The 18,606-nt window shown below is 74.9% G+C and carries 17 protein-coding genes; 13 read left to right on the forward strand and 4 right to left on the reverse strand.

Annotation, left to right across the window (positions count from 1 at the left end):
• The 8 genes from I003_RS0118775 (at nt 1) to I003_RS0118810 (ending at nt 7,592) form a co-directional block, all read left to right on the forward strand.
• Nucleotides 1-705 (forward strand): type 1 glutamine amidotransferase, encoded by a 705-nt coding sequence (locus I003_RS0118775; RefSeq protein ID WP_027772914.1) that lies wholly within the window; start codon nt 1-3, stop codon nt 703-705.
• A 100-nt stretch (nt 706-805) separates the two neighbouring features.
• Nucleotides 806-2,305, forward strand: a complete 1,500-nt coding sequence (locus tag I003_RS0118780) for an FtsW/RodA/SpoVE family cell cycle protein (RefSeq protein ID WP_027772915.1) — start codon at nt 806-808, stop codon at nt 2,303-2,305.
• Nucleotides 2,302-3,756 (forward strand): penicillin-binding transpeptidase domain-containing protein, encoded by a 1,455-nt coding sequence (locus tag I003_RS0118785; RefSeq protein WP_027772916.1) that lies wholly within the window; start codon nt 2,302-2,304, stop codon nt 3,754-3,756. The genes I003_RS0118780 and I003_RS0118785 overlap by 4 nt, the downstream gene beginning before the upstream one ends.
• A 90-nt stretch (nt 3,757-3,846) precedes the next feature.
• Nucleotides 3,847-4,011 carry a hypothetical protein gene (locus tag I003_RS36500; protein ID WP_199784323.1) on the forward strand — a complete coding sequence of 55 codons (165 nt, stop codon included), beginning with the start codon at nt 3,847-3,849 and terminating at the stop codon, nt 4,009-4,011.
• A gap of 123 nt (nt 4,012-4,134) precedes the next feature.
• Nucleotides 4,135-5,064, forward strand: a complete 930-nt coding sequence (locus I003_RS0118795) for an AurF N-oxygenase family protein (RefSeq protein WP_027772917.1) — start codon at nt 4,135-4,137, stop codon at nt 5,062-5,064.
• 164 nt (nt 5,065-5,228) lie between these two features.
• Nucleotides 5,229-5,993 (forward strand): TetR/AcrR family transcriptional regulator, encoded by a 765-nt coding sequence (locus I003_RS0118800; RefSeq protein ID WP_051368325.1) that lies wholly within the window; start codon nt 5,229-5,231, stop codon nt 5,991-5,993.
• A gap of 5 nt (nt 5,994-5,998) precedes the next feature.
• Nucleotides 5,999-6,280, forward strand: coding sequence for a hypothetical protein (locus tag I003_RS0118805; protein WP_027772919.1), 282 nt, complete (start codon nt 5,999-6,001; stop codon nt 6,278-6,280).
• 64 nt (nt 6,281-6,344) lie between these two features.
• A complete protein-coding gene (locus I003_RS0118810; RefSeq protein WP_027772920.1) occupies nt 6,345-7,592 on the forward strand; it encodes a C40 family peptidase in 1,248 nt (415 codons plus the stop codon).
• Nucleotides 7,593-7,602: 10 nt separating this feature from the next.
• Here I003_RS0118810 and I003_RS0118815 read toward each other — a convergent pair whose 3' ends face one another.
• Both I003_RS0118815 and I003_RS0118820 read right to left on the reverse strand, forming a co-directional pair.
• On the reverse strand, nt 7,603-8,022 hold the full coding sequence (locus I003_RS0118815; protein WP_027772921.1) for a roadblock/LC7 domain-containing protein: 420 nt from the start codon (nt 8,020-8,022) through the stop codon (nt 7,603-7,605).
• Nucleotides 8,019-10,181 (reverse strand): ATP-binding protein, encoded by a 2,163-nt coding sequence (locus tag I003_RS0118820; protein ID WP_027772922.1) that lies wholly within the window; start codon nt 10,179-10,181, stop codon nt 8,019-8,021. Before I003_RS0118820 ends, I003_RS0118815 begins: the two co-directional genes overlap by 4 nt.
• A 231-nt stretch (nt 10,182-10,412) precedes the next feature.
• Here I003_RS0118820 and I003_RS0118825 point away from each other — a divergent pair, with 231 nt between their 5' ends.
• The gene (locus I003_RS0118825; RefSeq protein WP_027772923.1) at nt 10,413-11,180 is read left to right on the forward strand and encodes a protein phosphatase 2C domain-containing protein; all 768 of its coding nucleotides are present in this window, start codon (nt 10,413-10,415) and stop codon (nt 11,178-11,180) included.
• A 54-nt stretch (nt 11,181-11,234) separates the two neighbouring features.
• Here the strand turns inward: I003_RS0118825 and I003_RS0118830 are convergent, their stop codons facing one another.
• On the reverse strand, nt 11,235-11,729 hold the full coding sequence (locus I003_RS0118830; RefSeq protein WP_486584287.1) for a MarR family winged helix-turn-helix transcriptional regulator: 495 nt from the start codon (nt 11,727-11,729) through the stop codon (nt 11,235-11,237).
• A gap of 378 nt (nt 11,730-12,107) precedes the next feature.
• Between I003_RS0118830 and I003_RS0118835 the strand changes: the two genes are divergently transcribed.
• Nucleotides 12,108-12,986, forward strand: coding sequence for a lysozyme (locus I003_RS0118835; protein WP_027772925.1), 879 nt, complete (start codon nt 12,108-12,110; stop codon nt 12,984-12,986).
• A gap of 195 nt (nt 12,987-13,181) precedes the next feature.
• On the opposite strand, the gene lon is transcribed toward I003_RS0118835, so the two are convergent.
• Entirely contained in the window at nt 13,182-15,614 is a 2,433-nt protein-coding gene (gene lon / locus I003_RS0118840) for an endopeptidase La (RefSeq protein ID WP_027772926.1), read from the reverse strand.
• Nucleotides 15,615-15,722: 108 nt separating this feature from the next.
• On the opposite strand from lon, the gene I003_RS32640 reads away from it, so the two are divergent.
• The 3 genes from I003_RS32640 to I003_RS0118855 all read left to right on the forward strand — a co-directional run bounded on the left by I003_RS32640 (nt 15,723) and on the right by I003_RS0118855 (nt 18,443).
• Complete coding sequence (locus I003_RS32640; RefSeq protein WP_051368326.1) at nt 15,723-16,487, forward strand: spermidine synthase; 765 nt, start codon at nt 15,723-15,725, stop codon at nt 16,485-16,487.
• Between the two features lie 79 nt (nt 16,488-16,566).
• A complete protein-coding gene (locus I003_RS0118850; protein WP_037721142.1) occupies nt 16,567-17,316 on the forward strand; it encodes a response regulator transcription factor in 750 nt (249 codons plus the stop codon).
• Entirely contained in the window at nt 17,313-18,443 is a 1,131-nt protein-coding gene (locus I003_RS0118855) for a sensor histidine kinase (RefSeq protein ID WP_027772928.1), read from the forward strand. Before I003_RS0118850 ends, I003_RS0118855 begins: the two co-directional genes overlap by 4 nt.
• Nucleotides 18,444-18,606 lie beyond the last annotated feature (163 nt).

Here is an 18,606-nt window from a genome sequence, read left to right on the forward strand (position 1 = left end):
ATGACGAAGGTTCTCGTGGTACAGAACGGCCGGAGCGGCGGCCCCCGCCGCTTCGGCGAGTGGCTGGAACAGGAGGGCGTCGCCCTCGACGTCGTCCACGCCTACGCGGGCGCGCCCCTGCCCCACAGGCTCGACCACGCCGCGATCCTGCCGCTCGGCGGCGGCCCCATGCCCGACGACGACGTGGCGATGCCGTGGCTGGCGGCCGTGCGCGAGCTGGTCGCCGAGGCGCTGGAGCGGGACGTCCCGGTCTTCGGCGTCTGCCAGGGCGGCCAGCTTCTCGCCCACGTCGCCGGCGGCCGGGTGACCGCGTCGCACGGTGAGCCGGAGCTGGGCAGCACGCCGATCACGGTGCGCCCGGACGCGGCGGACGACCCCCTCTTCGGCGGGCTCCCGCCGCGCGTGACCGCCGTCCAGCGGCACGTCGACGCCATCACGGAGCTGCCGTCGGGCGCGGTGTGGCTGGCGGAGAGCGAGCGCTGCCCGCACCAGGCGTTCCGGCACGGCGCGCGGGCGTGGGGCGTGCAGTTCCACCCGGAGGCCGGCGCCGACCGCGTCCGCACGTGGAGCGACGAGTCCATCCGCGCCCGCGGCTTCGACCCGGCCCGGCTGCGCAGCGAGGCGGACCGCGCCGAGCAGGAGTCGGCGGCGGTCTGGCGCCGGGTGGCCCGCCGGTTCGCCCGGGTGGTACGCGCCGAAGGCTGACCCGGCGGGCGGCCCCGCCGACCCGCCCCGGGCTTCCGCGCGACCCACCCCCATCCCCGTCATACCCGGCAAAACGGCCACCGCTTGCTACGTTGCCCGCATGACCAGCGCCACCGACCCGGCCCAGGCCCTCCGCCCGCCGGGCCGCGCCCGGCGGCTGGCCACACCGCCGCCCCCCGTGCCCCGCCCCCGCCGCCGCGGCGCCGAACTCACGCTCCTGGTCTGCGCCGTCGCCGTCATCGCCTACGGCTACGCCGCCGTCGGCTACGCCACCTCCGGCGCGCCGCCCGCCGGCCTGACCACCCACCTCGGCGGCCTCGCCGCACTCGCCCTGGCGGCCCACCTCGTCGTCCGCTTCCGCGCCCCCTGCGCGGACCCCGTGCTGCTGCCCGTGGCGCTGCTGCTCAACGGCCTCGGCCTGGTCCTCATCCACCGCCTCGACCAGGACACCCCCGGCGACCGTGCCGCACCCACCCAACTCCTGTGGTCCACGGTGGGCGTCACCCTCTTCGCCGCCGTCCTGCTCTTCCTGCGCGACCACCGCGACCTGCGCACCCGCGCGGGCACATACGCGTTCACCGCCCTGTGCCTGATGGCCGCGCCGATCCTCTTCCCCGCCGTCAACGGGGCCAGGATCTGGATCCGGATCGGCGGTCTCTCCCTCCAGCCCAGCGAGTTCGCCAAGGTGCTGCTCGCGGTCTTCTTCGCGTCGTATCTGGCCGCCAACCGCCACGCGCTGACCTTCACCGGCGGCCCGCGCATCCGGCGTCTGCTGCTGCCGCCGTGGCGCGTCCTCGGCCCGATCGTCGCCGTCTGGGGCATCAGCCTGGTGCTGCTGATCCTGGAGCGGGACATCGGCGCCTCGCTGCTGTTCTTCAGCCTGTTCGTGGCGATGCTGTACGTCGCCACGGGACGGGCCGGCTGGCTGGCCGTGGGGCTGCTGCTGGCGGCGGCGGGGGCGGCGGCGGTCGGGGCGCTGGAGCCGCACGTGCACACGCGGGTGGAGGACTGGCTGTCGCCGTTCCGCGCCATCGAGGAGGGGCACGGCCCGGGGCAGCTGGCGCAGTCGCTGTTCGCGTTCGCGGCGGGCGGGGCGCTGGGCGCCGGGCTCGGCCAGGGACACTCGCTGCTGATCGGCTTCGCCGGCAAGTCGGACTTCATCCTGGCCACCGCGGGCGAAGAGCTGGGGATCACGGGGCTGACCGCGCTCTTTCTCCTCTACGCCGTCTTCGTGGCCCGCGGCTACCGCACGGCGATCGCCGTCGACGAACCGTTCGGGGCGCTGCTGGCCGCGGGCCTGGCGGCGATCATCACGCTCCAGGTGGTGGTGATCGCCGGCGGGGTGATGGGGCTGGTCCCGCTGACCGGGATGGTGACGCCGTTCCTGGCGCAGGGCGGTTCCTCCGTGGTGACGAACTGGGTGATCGTCGCGCTGCTCGTACGGCTCAGCGACGAGGCCCGTACGCCGCCCGAGGAGCGCCGCCCGGCCGCCGGTCCCGCACCGGCACGCCCGGAGCCCCCGCCCGCGGCCACACCGGCCCCCGCTCCGGCTCCCGTTCCCGTGCTCGACCAGCCGCGCCCCGCGGACGGTACCCGGTGATCCGCAACACCCGCATCGCCGCCGCCGGCAGCCTCCTGCTCTTCCTCGCCCTCCTCCTCGGCGCCGCCCGCGTCCAGGTGCTCAACGCCCCCGAGTACGACGCCAACCCCGCCAACCGCCGCCACGCCCTGGAGCGCTACGCCCAGCCACGCGGCGACATCTACGCCGCGGGACGCCGCCTCACCGGCTCCACCGACACCCGGCAGGACCTGCGTTACGAGCGGTCCTCCACCGACGGCCGCCTCTACGCCCCCGTCACCGGCTTCGCCTCCCAGCTCTACGGCGCCACCCTTCTCGAGGACACCGAGGACGGCATCCTCGCCGGCACCGACGGCCGCCTCGCCCCGCTGCCGCTCTGGGGCGACCTGACCCGCAGCCGCCGGCCCGGCGGCCAGGTGCACACCACCGTCGTACCGGCCGTGCAGAAGGCCGCGTTCCGCGGGCTGCGCGGCCGCAAGGGCGCCGTGGTCGCCCTCGAACCCGCCACCGGCCGCGTCCTCGCCCTGGTCAGCAGCCCCGGCTACGACCCTGCGCGGCTCTCCGGCAACTCCCCCGCCACCGCCCTCGCCTGGGACCGTCTCACCGCCGACCCCGCCCAGCCGCTCCTCAACCGCGCGATCCGGCAGACGTATCCGCCCGGCTCCACGTTCAAGGTGATCACGGCGGTGGCGGCGCTGGAGTCCGGCGTCGTCACCGACATCGACGCGCCGACCCGCACCCCGAGCCCGTACCGCCTCATCGGCAGCACCACCCTGCTGCGCAACGAGGCGAGCGGCTGCGCCGACGCGCCCCTGCGGGAGGCGTTCGCGGAGTCGTGCAACACGGTGTTCGCGAAGCTCGGCGCAACGCTCGGCACCGGGCGCATCGTGGCGACCGCGAAGGCGTTCGGCTTCAACGACGGCGGCCTCACGATCCCCTCGCCGGTGCTGCCGAGCCGCATCAGCACACGGATGGACGCCGCGCAGGCCGCGCTGTCGGCCATCGGGCAGTACGACACCCGGGCCACGCCGCTGCAGATGGCGCGGGTCGCGGCGACGATCGCCAACGACGGCCGGTCGATGCGCCCGTACCTGGTGGACCGGCTGGCGGACGCCGGCGGCGACACGGTGGCGCGGACGAGGCCCGTCCACGACGGGACGGCGACGAGCCCGGGGACGGCGGCCCTGCTGCGGCAGATGATGATCGACGCGGTCACCGACGGCACCGGCTCTCTGGCGGCGATCGACGGGCTGACGGTCGGCGGCAAGACGGGCACGGCGCAGCACGGGGTGGACAACTCGCAAAGACCGTACGCCTGGTTCATCTCCTGGGCGCAGCGGCCGGGGACCGCCGTGCCGGGGGTGGCGGTGGCGGTGGTCGTGGAGGACGCGGAGGCGGACCGCGCGGACATCAGCGGCGGCGGCAGCGCGGCCCCCGTCGCGCGCCGGGTGATGCGGGCGGCGCTGCGCTGACGCCGCCGGGCGGGCACGGCCGTTCCGCCCGTACGGAGCGGGCCTGCGAAGCCGGGACCGCTCCCCGGGCGCGCTTCTACGATGACCGCCGTGAGGGACATCCTGATCGGCATCGTCATCGGTCTGATCTTCCTGCTCGTCGGCGGCGCCGTCTTCTGGCTCCTGGCCTCCGGCAGCGAGGCCGGCCGGGAGAAGTGCGAGGAGCAGGCCGAGCGCTCCCACGGCCGTATCACGTGCATCGTCACCGTCGAGTGACGCCCGTCCGCGGCCGGCTGGCCACGTTACCGACGCGTCAACCAATCGCGTCCGGGGCATTGACGGGCTTGCTGACAAGCAGTCTCATAAGAGGGACCGCCGGTGACTCTCCCAGGAGACGCGATGACCACGACGACGGGGCACCTCGCGCTGACGGACGCGCTCGGCCCGCTCAAGGACCGCGAGAAGGTGGCGGAACGGCTCCTCGCGGCGTCGGAGAAGCACTCCTTCGACCCGGACAAGGAACTGGACTGGGACGCCCCGATCGAAGAAGGCAAGTGGTTCTGGCCGCCCGAGCTGGTCTCCCTCTACGACACCCCCATGTGGCGGCGGATGTCCGAGGAGCAGCAGAAGGAACTGGCCCGGCTGGAAGCGGCGTCGCTGGCCTCCCTGGGCATCTGGTTCGAGATCATCCTCATGCAGTTGCTCGTCCGGCACATCTACGACAAGCCGGTCACGAGCAACCACGTGCGCTACGCGCTCACGGAGATAGCCGACGAGTGCCGGCACTCGATGATGTTCGCCCGGATGATCACGAAGGGCGGCGCGGAGCCGTATCCGGTCTCGCGCTTCCACCACAACCTGGCCCGCGTCCTCAAGACCGTCTCCACCACCCCCGGCTCCTTCACCGCGACCCTGCTCGGCGAGGAGATCCTCGACTGGATGCAGCGGCTGGTCTTCCCCGACGAACGAGTCCAGACACTGGTGCGCGGCGTGACCCGGATCCACGTCGTGGAGGAGGCCCGGCACGTCCGGTACGCGCGCGAGGAGCTGCGGCGGCAGATGCTCACCGCGCCGCGCTGGGAGCGGAACTTCACCCGGCTCACCTCCGGTGAGGCGGCGCGCGTGTTCTCCGTCTCGTTCGTCAACCCGCAGGTGTACACGGACGCGGGCCTGGACCGGGCGGCGGCGGTGGCGCAGGTGAAGGCGAGCCCGCACCGGCGCGAGGTGATGCAGACGGGCGCGAAGCGGCTGACGGACTTCCTCGACGACATCGGGGTGCTCCGCGGGGTCGGGCGCAGGCTGTGGCGCAGCTCGGGCCTGCTCGCCTGAGCGGGCGGCGGGGCGGGGCACGCCGGGACGGGGCACGGCAGGAGCGGGAAGAGCCTGGGCGGACCTCCTCTGACGGAGGGCGGTCCGGGAGATACCCGCAGGTCGTCCGGGACGGTGGCGGGCCCGGGCCGCGGGTGTCGCTCCGGCGGGCTACGCTGCCGGACATGAGCACCGCGTCCGACCGGGGAGCCCGGCACGCCGCGCCCCGGCCGGCGGTCGCGTACCGCAGACTCAGCGTCTCCCAGCGCCGCAGCCAGTTGCTCACCGCCGCGCTCGGCCTGTTCGCCCACCGCGCCCCCGAGGACGTCTCCCTCGACGACGTCGCCGCCGCCGCGGAAGTCTCCCGCCCGCTGGTCTACCGCTACTTTCCCGGCGGCAAGCAGCAGCTCTACGAGGCCGCCCTGCGCAGCGCCGCGGACAAGCTGGAGCTGTGCTTCCGCCAGCCCCAGCAGGGCCCGCTCACCCGGCGCCTCACCCGCGCCCTGGACAGCTACCTGGGCTTCGTCGACGAGCACGACGCCGGCTTCAAGGCGCTGCTGCAGGGCGGCAGCGTCGTCCAGACCAGCCGCACGACGGCCATCGTCGACGAGGTCCGCCGCTCCGCCGCCGAGCAGATCCTGCTCCACATCGAGGTGCCCGAACCCGGCCGCAGGCTGCTGACGATGATCCGCACGTGGATCACGGCCGTCGAGGGCGCGTCGCTGATCTGGCTGGACGAGGGCAAGCAGCCGCCGCTGCCCGAACTGCGCGGCTGGCTCGTCGACCACTTCGTCGCGCTGCTGGTCGCCACCGCCGCGGGCGACGAGGAGTGCGGCCGGGTGCTGCGCCGGGCGCTGGCGCTGGAGACACCGGACGGGCCCGCGGGCGATCTCGTACGCCGCATCGCGCCGTTCCTGCCCGACGCCGGCCACCTGCTCGGCGAGGGCTGAGCGCCGTGCGCACGGAGGACACCGCGTTCGTCGGCGGCCCGCTGGACGGCCGCACGCTCGCCGTGCACGTGGGCGCGACGGGCCGGCCGCCGAAGGTGTACGAGGTGCCGGTGCCCGGCCCCGACGGCGGCCCGCCGGAGGTGCACGTCTACCGGCTGGAGCCGGCGAACCTCAGCCCGCGGCTGAAGCTGCCGCGGGGGTGGGTGTACACGTACGACCCGGAAGGTGTGCCCGAGCGGCGCAGATGGCCGTGGTCACGGCGGCCGGGCGTCAATCCTCACGGGTGAGGGTGTTACGCGGTTTCGCCCAGTGGCGACGGGAATGCGGGGCCGGCGGGGCAGCCATGCGTACATGGCGCACTCCCTCCGCTCCGCCCTCACCGCCGCCTCCGCCCTCCTCCTGGCCACCGTGCCGGCCCTGCCCGCCGACGCGGCCCCCGTGCCGGACGTACCGGAGGCGAGCGGCGCGGCAGAGCCGGGGCAGACGGCTGACAACGCCCCGGGCGCCGCGGAACCGGCCGCCGACGCCCCGCTCGGCGACCTGCTCACCCGGCTCCGGACCCTCCACGGACAGGCCGAACGCGCCACCGAGGCGTACCACGCGACCGCGGAGGACCTGAAGGACGCACGGGCCGAGGCCGACCGGCTCGCCGGCGACCTCGCCGACACCCGCGCCGCGCTCGCCACCGCGCGCCGCCGGGCCGCGCTCCTCGCCCGCGCGCAGTACCGGGGCCCCGGGCTCGCCCCGTACCTGCAACTCCTCGTCGCACGCGACACGGAGACGGCGCTGGACCGCAAGCAGATCATCAGCCGCGCCGTCGGCAACCAGGCCGCCGTCGTGGCCCGGCTGGAGTCCGGCGCCAAGCGGCTCGACGCGCTGACCGGCTCGTCCCGGGAGGCGCTGGCGCGGCAGCGGGACCTGACGCGCGAGCGGAAGCGGCGCCGGGACCGGGTGGACGACCGGCTCGACGAGGTGGCGGACGCGCTGGCGGCGCTGACGCCGGCGAAGCGGGCCGCGCTGGAGCGGCTGGAGGTGCGGGAGGCCGAGGAGGAGCGGCGTGATCTGATGGCGCCGGGCGAGGACGGCGACGCCGGCCCCGGCGACGCCGGCGGCGGGCCGGACGCGGTGGCGGACGCGGTGGCGGACGGCAAGCCGGGCGGGGGAGGCCCGGAGTCGCCCGGCGGCACCTCCGGCGGTACGGAACGGCCCCGGGGGCCGGAGGCGTGGGGCGGCGCGGACCGCGAGCCGTCGCGCGCGGGGCGGCGGGCCGTCTCGTACGCCCTCGACCAGGTCGGCAAGCCCTACCGCGCGGGCGCCGGCGGGCCGCGGGCCTTCGACTCCTCCGGGCTCACGCAACGGGCCTGGCGGCAGGCGGGCGTGCGCATCCCGCGGACGGCGCGGGGCCAGTGGCGGGAGCTGCACCGGGTGCCGCCGGGTGCGATGCGGCCGGGGGACATCGTCGTGTACCACCGCGACGCCTCGCACGTCGCGGTGTACCTGGGCAACGGCCGGGTGGTGGAGGCACCGCGCACGGGCCGGCGCGTGCGGGTGGTCCCCCTCACCATCCGCCCGCTGCGCGGCGCCGTACGCCCCGGCTGACCGCCGCCGCTCAGCCGGTCAGCTCGCCGCGCAGCCCCGGGGTGAGGACGTGGCCGACGCGGCCGACGAACAGCTCCATGTGGTAGGCGGCGACGCTCAGGTCGCAGTCCGGCTCGGTCAGCACCCCGAGCAGCGAGCCGTCGCCGGCCTGCATCACCACCAGGCAGCCGTCCTCCATCGCCACCATCGTCTGCTTCACCCGCCCGCCGTCCATGACGTCCGCGGCCCCGTTGGTGAGCCCGCCGATACCGGAGACGACGGTGGCCAACTGCTCGCCGGCCGACGCGGACTGCGGCGGCGCGGCGAGGAGGGGGAGCCCGTCGACGGAGACGACGACCACGGACCGTACGCCGGGCACCTCCGCGGTGAAGTTGTCGAGCATCCACCGCAGGCTGCCGATGGTCTCCCGGTGGTCCTGTGCGCTGTTCACGTACTGGCTCCCTGCTCCTTCGCTTCCCGTGTCGCGGCCTCCGCGCGGGCGGCGCGCCGCCCGTCCCGGGACCCCTGCTGCAACCCGCCGAGCAACCGCCGCACCTGGCGCGCGTCGACGCCCCGCCGCTCGGTCTGCGCGGGCACGGCGACCACGGTCCGGTACCCGTCGGCGGGGGCGGCACCGGCGTGCGGAACGGACCACCCGCCCGGGGTCGCGGCGCCACGCCGCGAGGGGAGGGCGCGGGCGGGCGAAGCACCGGCCGGCGCAACGCCGGCGGCGGCACCCGCGGGCGGGACGGGGCTGAGCGCCGCCGGGCCGATCACCGGGTCGCCGGCCGCGGGGTGACCGGAGGCGGCGTGGTCGAAGGCGGCGTCATCGGAGGCGGAGTGGTCGGACCATGCGTGGTCGGACCATGCGTGACCGGCCCCCGCGCTGTGCGCCACCGCACCGCCAAAGACCGCACCACCGGAGATCGTCCCGCCGGGCTTGCGGCGCGGCAGCATCCCCGCCCCGGCACGGACCCACCCCCCGGTCCGCGGGGTGGCCGCGGACCGGGCCGTGGCGAACGGCGGCGGCGCGCCGCCGCCGGGCGTCGGGTCGGAGCACTGCGCCCCGACCCGTACGGGCGCCGCATCCCCGTGCCCTACGGGTGCCGCATCCCCGTGCCGTACGGGCGCCGCATCCCCGTGCCGTACGGGTGCCGCATCCCCGAGCCGTACGCCCGGGTCTCCCGTGCCCGTTCCCGGATCCGGCGCCGCACCCCGCGCCGCGGGTGCGCCCGCCCGTGCGCCGCCCCCCGCTCCCCCGGGCAGCGGCACGGCGTGACCCGCACCCTCGCCGGCATCCGCCGTCTCGACCGCACCCCCGGCCACCGTCGCACCCCCGGCAGGCTCGCGTCCGGCCACACCACCGGCAGTCTCACCGCCGGCCGTAGCCCCGGCAGCCTCGCCTCCGGCCGCACCGACGTCCCCCGCCACCAGAAGCCGCGCCGGCAGCCGGACCTCCGCGTCCAGCCCCCGGTCGCGCGGACGCAGTTCCACGCCCACGCCGTGCCGCGCCGCCAGCCGCGCGACCACGTACAGGCCCAGCCCCATCGCCTCCCGGGGCGCCGGCCCCGGGTCGGCGTCGGCGAGCCGGGCGTTGAGGTCGTCGACCCGGCCCGCGGGGCTGATGCCGATGCCCTCGTCCCGTACGACGAGCAGCAGGTCGCCCGTCCCCAGCAGCCGCCCGGTCAGCAGCACGGCGGACTCCGGCGGCGAGCACGAGGTGGCGTTCTCCAGCAGCTCCGCCAGCAGGTGGCTCGCGTCACCGGAGGCGAAGCCGGTGACGTGCATCTGCGGCAGGTCCGGCGCGAGCACCACCCGCCGGTAGGACTCGATCTCGCCGACCGCCGCGCGCAGCACGTCGATCAGCGGGACGTTCGCGCGCCGCGTGCCGCGGTGGTCGGCGCCGGCGAGCACGAGCAGGTTCTCGCTGTGCCGGCGCATGCAGGCCGCGAGGTGGTCGAGCCGGAAGAGGGTCTCCAGCGTGCCGGGCTCCTGCTCGTGCGCCTCCAGCTCGTCGATGAACGACAGTTGGCGTTCGACCAGCCCGAGCGTGCGGCGCGACAGCCCGACGAACGTGTCCTGCACGCTGGCCTGGAGCCCGCCGATGCGCTCGGCGAGGGCCGCCCGCTCGCGCAGCAGGGAGTCGCGTTCGACGACGTGGTTCTCCCTCGCCTCCGCCAGCTCCGCGCGGACGGCGGCGAGTTCGGCCGCAACCTTTGCACCGCCGTCCTCCGCACCCCCGTCCTCCTCTGCACCGCGGCGCTCCGCAGTGCCGCCCTCCGCACCGCGGTCCTCCGCGTCGCCCCCTCCCGCGGCGCGCACACCGCGCGCGGCGTACACGACGACGCCCACGGCCAGCACCGCGCACAGCGCCAGCAGCGCGCCGTGCAGGTGCAGCGCGCTCGCCGCCCGCGCCCGCCCCTCCGGGTCCGCGGTGCGCACGGAGCGGAGCGCGCCGGCCAGGCCCGGCGCGCCCGCGGCGAGCACCGCCGCGCCCACGACGAGGTAGGCCGCCCGGGTCCGCGGCGACGTGCGCGGCGCGGGGCGCACGCCGCCACGGCGCCGGCCGCCCTTTCCGTCCTGCCGATCCGGTTGCACGGGGGTCCGCAATCGCCCTCCTTCGGCTCTATGTCCCGCGGCGCAATGTCCTTGCATTTCAGACTGTTTATGCCTGAGTCCGGTTGCGTCTCGGGTTCGCTGGTCGACCCTGTCAGCAGGGCTGGCGGGCATGCGGACTTTGCCCCGGTGCTCACCCGAAAGAGCGAACACGTGTTGCCGGGGGCCACCGGGCCGTCCTCCCGGCGCCGCAGGGCCGCGCGCCCGCACCGGCAGACTGGGCTCATGCGCATCGAACTGGCCAGCGAGCCCGCCGCACCTCCCGCCCCGAACGAGGACTACGCCGCCGTGGCCCTGCCGGCCTCCGGTACCGGCGGGGCCGTGGTGGTGCTGGACGGTGTGACGCCGCCGCGGGACGGGGACACCGGCTGCGTCCACGGGGTGCCGTGGTTCGCGGCCCGGCTCGGGGGCGCGCTGTTGGAACTGGCCGGCGCCCGCGAAGCCCCGCTCGCGGACTGCCTGGCGGAGGCCATCCGCCGCACCGCCGCGGCCCACGGCCCGGCCTGCGACCTGACCCACCGGCGGACGCCGCAGGCCACGGTCGCCGCGGCGCGGTGGGACGACGAGACGGTGGAGCACCTGGTGCTGTGCGACGCGGCGCTGCTCCTGGAGCGGCCGGACGGCGCCGTGCGGGCGGTGCTCGACCCCCGGCTGTCACAGGTGCCGCGCAGCCGCCCCGCGGAGGAGATGCGCAACCGCGAGGGCGGCTTCTTCACCGCCGCCGCCGACCCGCACGTCGCGGCGCGGGCGGTGGTGGGCAGCGTGCCGCGTACGGAGGTGACGGCGCTGGCGGCGCTGACCGACGGGGTGACGCGCTGGACGGAGGTCTTCGGCTTCGGCGACTGGACGGCACTGTGGCAGCGGGTGCGCAAGGCGGGGCCGCAGGGCGTGGTGGCGGAGGTGCGGGCGGCGGAGGCGGCGGACGCCGACCGCAGCAGGTACCGCAGGGGCAAGGTGCACGACGACGCGTCGGCGGTGCTGGTGGAGCTGTGACGATCGCCGGCCGGGGAGCGGCACCCCCGTCCCCCGGCCGCCTCCGCACAGGCGCTACCGCCGGCCGCCCCCGCCCGCGTTCAGCTCGTTGAACCGCCCCAGCAGCCGGGCCAGCTCGGCGACCTCGCCGATGTCCCACCCGGCGAGCTGCTGGATGTACTCCGCGTGCCGCACCCGGCGCACGCTCAGCACCCGCCGCCGCCCCTCCTCCGTCAGCCGCACGAGCGCCGCCCGGCCGTCGGCGGGGTCGGGCTCGCGGTCGACGAGGCCCAGCTCTTCGAGGGCGTGCAGTTGCCGGCTGACGGTCGCCTTGCCGATGTTGAAGTAGCCGGCGAGGTCCGTGGCACGCCTCCCGCCGCCCTCCAGCCGGGCCAGCAGCGCGTACGCGCCGGGTTCGAGCCCGGGATCGACCTGGCGGGCCATGTCCGCCGCGATACCGCGGGCCCGGCGGTAGAAAACCGCGAGTTCCCGTTCCAGATCGAGGAAGACGTGGTCCACACCATTTCCCTCGTCCCCGTGCTCGCCTTCGGGGGTTTCGGCCTTGTGCACGTCAGGGGCCCTTCCGGCTTTCCGCGGGCTGAAAGTTTTCTTCAGAAGCGGCAGAAGCCGCAGCTCCCCCAGTATTTCGCAGGCGTAGACCAAAGGCACCCGCCGGACCCTCTTTCGCTCCCTCGCGCGCAGCACTTACCTTCGGCGCAGCACGTAGTGACATGGCCACACCAAGGACCGGGCCGAGGCCCCGCAGGCGTACGAGAACGGGCCACCGCCGCCCCGCCCCTCCCGCCACCTCCCGAGCCGGCCGCGCACACACGCCCGGCACCTCCGCACCCTCCGCCTACCGGCACCACCGGAATCACGGCTCACCGGAACCACGGCATCACCGGTACCACCGGCACCACCGAGGAACCCCCACACCCGGAGGAACGCATGTCATCGTCAGTCCGCACCCGCTCGCGCCTCGGGCGCCGCTCCCTCGCCGCCGCCATCGCCACCGCGGCCACCTCGCTCTCCCTCGTCGTCGGCCTGACCACCCCCGCCGCGGCCGGCGACCGGCTCAACCCCGACCCCCGCCACCTGGAACGCGGCGAGGCGTACATGGGCGCCGGCATCCGCCTCCACGAGGGCACCGGCGCCCCCGCGGGCTCGGCCGGCGCCGCCGGCCGGGAGGCCGGCCCGCTCGCGACCGTCGAGGGGGTCGACGTCTCCAGCCACCAGGGGAACGTCAACTGGTCCACGCTCTGGAACGCGGGCAACCGCTTCGCGTACGTCAAGGCCACCGAGGGCACGAGCTACAAGAACCCGTACTTCACCCAGCAGTACAACGGCTCGTACAACATCGGGATGATCCGCGGCGCGTACCACTTCGCCCTCCCGAACGGCGCCAGCGGCGCCGCCCAGGCCGACTACTTCGCCAGCAACGGCGGCGGCTGGTCCCGCGACGGCAAGACGCTGCCGGGCGTGCTGGACATCGAGTACAACCCCTACGGAGCCACCTGCTACGGCCTCAGCCAGGCGTCGATGCGGAGCTGGATCAGCTCCTTCCTCACCCGCTACCGCGAACGCACCGGCCGCTACGCGGTGATCTACACGAACACCAACTGGTGGACCCAGTGCACGGGCAACTACGGCGGCTACGCGAGCAACCACCCGCTGTGGATCGCCCGCTACGCCTCCTCGCCGGGCACGCTGCCGGCCGGCTGGGGCTTCTACACCTTCTGGCAGTACACCTCGACGGGCCCCACGGTGGGCGACCACAACAAGTTCAACGGCGCCTACGACCGCCTCCAGGCCCTCGCCAACGGCTGACCCCGCCACCCCCGGCCCCCGCCGGTCTCCCCGGAGCTGCTCCTCCGGAGAGACCGGCGGTCACCCGCCACCGGCCCGCAGCGCGCGCCGGCGCCCGGGCGCGGTGTCCGTACACGGGCGGGTGCACGCCGAACGGCCCCTCCCTGGTGGGTGGTCGGGAGGGGCCGTGTCCGAGGAGCGGAGGCGGTGGGGCGGTCAGGCGGCCACCGGGATCTCCGGGTCCGCGGCCGGTGCCGCGGCACCGGCCGGGGTGAGGGCCAGGTCCAGGACGTGGCGGACGTCGGAGACCGGGTGGACCTCCAGCTTCTCCAGGACCTCCGCCGGCACGTCGTCCAGGTCCGGCTCGTTCCGCTTCGGGATGATCACCGTGGTGACCCCCGCCCGGTGCGCCGCCAGCAGCTTCTGCTTCACGCCGCCGATCGGCAGCACCCGGCCCGTCAGCGACACCTCGCCGGTCATCGCCACGTCCGTGCGCACCTGCCGGCCGCTCAGCAGCGACGCCAGCGCCGTCGTCATCGTGATGCCCGCGCTCGGCCCGTCCTTCGGGACCGCGCCCGCCGGCACGTGCAGGTGGATGCCCCGGTCCTTCAGGTCACCCACCGGCAGCTCCAGCTCCGCGCCGCGCGAGCGCAGGAAGGAGAGCGCGATGTGCGCCGATTCCTTCATCACGTCGCCGAGCTGCCCCGTGAGGGTCAGTCCGGACGCGCCCGACTCGGGGTCGGCCAGCGACGCCTCGATGTACAGCACGTCGCCGCCGGCGCCCGTCACCGCCAGGCCCGTCGCCACGCCCGGGACCGCCGTGCGGCGCTCCGCGGGGTCGGTGGCGGACTCCGGGGTGTGGTGCGGACGGCCGATCAGCGGACGGAGTGCGTCGACGCCGACGGTGTACGGCAGCTTCGCGTCGCCCAGTTCGTGCTGCGCCGCGATCTTACGGAGCAGCCGCGCGAGGGCGCGCTCCAGGTTCCGTACGCCCGCCTCGCGGGTGTACTCGCCCGCCAGCTTGCGCAGCGCGTCGTCCTCGACGGTGACCTCGCCGGCCTCCAGACCCGCGCGCTCCAGTTGCCGCGGCAGCAGGTGGTCGCGGGCGATGGTGACCTTCTCGTCCTCGGTGTAGCCGTCGAGGCGGACCAGTTCCATCCGGTCCAGCAGCGCTTCGGGGATGGCTTCGAGGACGTTCGCGGTGGCGAGGAAGACCACGTCGGACAGGTCCAGCTCGACTTCCAGGTAGTGGTCGCGGAACGTGTGGTTCTGCGCCGGGTCCAGGACCTCCAGCAGGGCCGCGGCGGGGTCGCCGCGGAAGTCGGAGCCGACCTTGTCGATCTCGTCGAGCAGCACGACCGGGTTCATCGACCCGGCCTCCTTGATGGCCCGGACGACGCGGCCGGGCAGCGCGCCGACGTACGTACGCCGGTGGCCGCGTATCTCCGCCTCGTCCCGGACGCCGCCGAGCGCGACGCGGACGAACGTGCGCCCCATGGCCCGCGCCACGGACTCGCCCAGCGACGTCTTGCCGACACCGGGCGGGCCGACGAGCGCGAGCACCGCGCCGCCGCGCCGGCCGCCGACGAGGCCCAGGCCCCGTTCCGCGCGCCGCTTGCGCACCGCCAGATACTCGGTGATGCGCTCCTTGACGTCCTCCAGGCCCGCGTGGTCGGCGTCCAGGATCTCCTTGGCGCCGGTGATGTCGTACGCGTCCTCGGTGCGCTCGTTCCACGGCATCTCCAGGACCGTGTCGAGCCACGTCCTGATCCAGCCGCCCTCGGGGGAGGCGTCGGAGCTGCGCTCCAGTTTGTCGACCTCCTTCAGGGCCGCCTCGCGGACCTTCTCGGGCAGGTCGGCGGCCTCCACCCGGGCGCGGTAGTCGTCGGACTCCTCACCGTCGGGCTCGCCGTTCAGCTCGCGCAGCTCCTTGCGGACGGCTTCGAGCTGCCGGCGCAGCAGGAACTCGCGCTGCTGCTTGTCGACGCCCTCCTGGACGTCCTTGGCGATGGACTCGGCGACGTCCTGCTCGGCCAGGTGCTCCTTGAGCCACTGCGTGGCCAGCTTGAGCCGGGCCACCGGGTCGGCGGTCTCCAGCAGCTCCACGCGCTGCTCCGTGCTGAGGAACGGCGAGTAGCCGGAGTTGTCGGCGAGCTGGCCGACGTCGTCGATCTGCTGCACGCGGTCCACGACCTGCCAGGCGCCGCGCTTGCGCAGCCAGTCGGTCGCGACCGCCTTGTACTCCTTCATCAGCTCCGTGACGGCGCCGGGAACCGGGTCGGGTACGGACTCCTCGATCTCGGTGCCCTCCACCCACAGGGCCGCTCCGGGCCCCGTGGTGCCGGCGCCGATGCGGATCCGGGTGACGCCGCGGATCAGCGCACCGGGGTCGCCGTCGGCCAGCCGGCCGACCTGCTCGACACGGCCGAGGACACCGGTGCCCACGTACGTGCCGTCGACCCGTGGGACGAGCAGCACCCGGGGTTTGTGTCCGCTGCCGCGCGCCGCGGCCTGCGCGGCCTCGACCGCGGCCCGCACCTCGCGGTCCGAGAGGTCGAGCGGCACGACCATGCCGGGGAGCACGACCTCGTCGTCGAGCGGCAGTACGGGCAGGGCCAGCGGCGTGTGCGAGCCGGACTCAGTAGCCATTGATCTCCCCTTCGGCATGCAAGTTGAGTTACATGGGCTCAACCCAGGAGGGGTGCCGGGATGTTCCCGGCCGTCCGTTCGCTGTCAGCGATCGGGCAGGATGGGGCCATGAGCAGCCACGACGACACGGGGACCGCGGTGACGGTCGACCGCAGGTCCGGCCCGTACGGAGAGGTCGTCCTGCGGCGGCGCGGCGTCCACCACGAGATCATCGCGAACGGTGTCTTCCTCATGGACACCTCCGACGGCCGCTCCGAGCGGCTGCTGATCCGGGCCGCGGCCGAAGCCGTACGGGGCACCGCGCCGGAGCCGGCGGTGCTGATCGGCGGGCTCGGCGTGGGGTTCTCGCTCGCCGAGGCGGCGGCGGATCCGCGCTGGGGGCGGATCACGGTGGTCGAGCGCGAACGGGCGGTCATCGAGTGGCACACCGGCACCGCCGCGCCGACGGCCGGCATTGCGGCCGGGGCCGCGCCCCTCGCCCGCCTCAGCGGCGCCGCCCTCGCCGACCGCCGCGTCGAGCTGGTCGAGGCCGACCTCCTCGACCACCTCACCACGGCGACGCGCTCCTACGACGCCGTCTGCCTCGACATCGACAACGGCCCCGACTGGACCGTCACCGAGGGCAACGCCGGCCTCTACGCCCCCGCCGGCCTCGCCGCCTGCCGCGACCGTCTCACCCCCGGCGGCGTCCTCGCCGTCTGGTCCGCCCGCCCCTCCCCCGGCTTCGAAGCCGCGCTCCGTACGGCCGGCTTCGCGGACGTACGCACCGAGGAGATCCCGGTACGCCGCGGCGCCCCCGACGCCGTCCACCTCGCCGTCCGCCCACCGGACCGCGCGCACGGAACGCCGCCGGGGGCTCTCCGTTCCCCGTAGCCGAGGCGTGTCACCTCCCCATACGCTGCTCACTGAACCGGAGGGCCTACGGGGAAGAGACGGCGAGGGCCACGAACACATGGCAGACAGACAAGCCCTGAACGGCCGCGCTGACCACGCGGCCGCGGTGACGCCCGGTGCCCAGCGCAGGGTGCTGGTCGTCGAGGACGACCCGACCATCAGGCAGGCGATATCGGCGCGGCTGCGCGCCGAGGGCTTCCAGGTACGTACGGCAGGCGACGGCCCGGCCGCGGTGGCGACCGCGGCGGAGTGGGGGCCCGACCTGCTCGTGCTCGACGTGATGCTGCCCGGCTTCGACGGGCTGGAGGTGTGCCGCCGGGTGCAGGCCCAGCGGCTCGTGCCGGTGCTGATGCTGACCGCGCGGGACGACGAGACGGACATGCTCGTCGGCCTCGGCGTCGGCGCCGACGACTACATGACCAAACCATTCTCCATGCGTGAGCTGGCCGCGCGGGTGCACGTGCTGCTGCGCCGCGTCGAGCGCGCCACGCAGGCGGCGGGCGCCCCCCGGGACGACACGGTGCGCCTGGGCGAGCTGGAGATCGACCACACCGAGCGGCGGGTGCGCGTCGGCGGGGACGACGTGCATCTGACGCCGACGGAGTTCGAGCTGCTGGCGTGTCTGGCCAACCAGCCGCGGGCGGTGCTCTCCCGCGAGCAGCTCCTGGTGGAGGTGTGGGAGTGGGAGGACGCCTCGGGGACGCGGACGGTCGACAGCCACATCAAGGCGCTGCGGCGCAAGATAGGCGCGGAGCGGATCCGTACCGTCCACGGTGTGGGGTACGCGCTGGAGACCCCCGTCGCATGACGGTGCCGGACGGCGGCACGGAGCCCGGCTTCTGGCACCGGGTGTGGGACGCGCTGCGCCCGCTCGACCCGGTGCGGTCGGTGAACGCGGCGCTGGGTGCCCTGGTCATCGGCTCGGTGGTGATCGCCACCGGTCTGGTGTGGGTGGCGATCCGCTCGTCCACCGAGGTCCGGCTGATCACGGTCTTCTCGCTGATCGCCTCGCTGCTGATCACCCAGTTCGTGGGCCAGCGGCTGACGTCGCCGCTGGTGCAGATGACCGCGGTCACCCGCGCCATGGCACACGGCGACTACACGGCCCGGCTGGCCACCCGCCGCCGGGACGAGTTCGGCGAGCTGGCGCAGACGTTCAACCGCATGGCGGCCGACCTGCAGTCCGTCGACCGGCACCGCAAGGAACTGGTCGCCAACGTCTCGCACGAGCTGCGCACTCCCATCGCCGCCCTGCGCGCCGTGCTGGAGAACGTGGTGGACGGGGTCTCCGAGGCCGACCCGGACACGATGCGTACCGCGCTGCGCCAGACCGAGCGGCTGGGCAGGCTGGTGGAGCAGTTGCTCGACCTGTCGCGGATCGACAGCGGGGTGGTGCCGCTGCGGCTGCGGCGGTTCTCGGTGGAGCCGTACCTCGCGGGCGTGCTGAAGGAGGCGCATTTCGGCAGCGGCGCCCACGGTGCGGCCGGGGCTCCTGAGGCCGCCGGTGAGATCCCCGGCCCCCGCGGGCGCGGCGACGTCCGGCTGTACCTGGACGTCTGGCCGTCCGAGCTGGCCGTACGGGCTGACCCCGAGCGGCTGCACCAGGTGATGGCGAACCTGATCGACAACGCCGTGAAGCACAGCCCGCCCGGCGGCCGGGTCACCGTGCGCGCCCGCGCCGGCGCGCAGCCGGGCGCGCTGGAGGTGGAGGTGCTCGACGAGGGTCCCGGCATCCCGGCCGCCGAGCGGCACCGGGTCTTCGAGCGCTTCAACCGTGGCCGGGAGAACGGGGTGCTGGGCGACCACGGCGCGGACGGCGGCGGCACCGGTCTGGGGCTCGCCATCGCGCGCTGGGCGGTCGATCTGCACGGCGGCCGGATCGGTGTGGCCGAATCACCCCGTGGCTGCCGGATCAAGCTCACCCTTCCGGGCTAATTCCGGTTCGCGACTTGACCTACACTTGACCTTCGGCAGGTGCGGGAACAGACGCGGCAGAGCACAGAGCAGCCGGTGAACGGCCCGGTACGAGGACGGGACGCGGCGCCACCGCCCGGACGCCCCCATGCCGCACGCGGGCAAACTTCTTTGATTTCCCGCC

The organism is Streptomyces sp. CNQ329 (assembly GCF_000482585.1).

What these genes read in the sequence shown, in the direction of transcription:
- I003_RS0118775 (WP_027772914.1), top strand. Translation starts at nt 1, where the DNA reads ATGACGAAGGTTCTCGTGGTACAGAACGGCCGGAGCGGCGGCCCCCGC.
- I003_RS0118780 (WP_027772915.1), top strand. Translation starts at nt 806, where the DNA reads ATGACCAGCGCCACCGACCCGGCCCAGGCCCTCCGCCCGCCGGGCCGC.
- I003_RS0118795 (WP_027772917.1), top strand. Translation starts at nt 4,135, where the DNA reads ATGACCACGACGACGGGGCACCTCGCGCTGACGGACGCGCTCGGCCCG.
- I003_RS0118800 (WP_051368325.1), top strand. Translation starts at nt 5,229, where the DNA reads ATGAGCACCGCGTCCGACCGGGGAGCCCGGCACGCCGCGCCCCGGCCG.
- I003_RS0118810 (WP_027772920.1), top strand. Translation starts at nt 6,345, where the DNA reads ATGGCGCACTCCCTCCGCTCCGCCCTCACCGCCGCCTCCGCCCTCCTC.
- I003_RS0118825 (WP_027772923.1), top strand. Translation starts at nt 10,413, where the DNA reads ATGCGCATCGAACTGGCCAGCGAGCCCGCCGCACCTCCCGCCCCGAAC.
- I003_RS0118835 (WP_027772925.1), top strand. Translation starts at nt 12,108, where the DNA reads ATGTCATCGTCAGTCCGCACCCGCTCGCGCCTCGGGCGCCGCTCCCTC.
- lon (WP_027772926.1), bottom strand. Translation starts at nt 15,614, where the DNA reads ATGGCTACTGAGTCCGGCTCGCACACGCCGCTGGCCCTGCCCGTACTG.
- I003_RS32640 (WP_051368326.1), top strand. Translation starts at nt 15,723, where the DNA reads ATGAGCAGCCACGACGACACGGGGACCGCGGTGACGGTCGACCGCAGG.
- I003_RS0118850 (WP_037721142.1), top strand. Translation starts at nt 16,567, where the DNA reads ATGGCAGACAGACAAGCCCTGAACGGCCGCGCTGACCACGCGGCCGCG.
- I003_RS0118855 (WP_027772928.1), top strand. Translation starts at nt 17,313, where the DNA reads ATGACGGTGCCGGACGGCGGCACGGAGCCCGGCTTCTGGCACCGGGTG.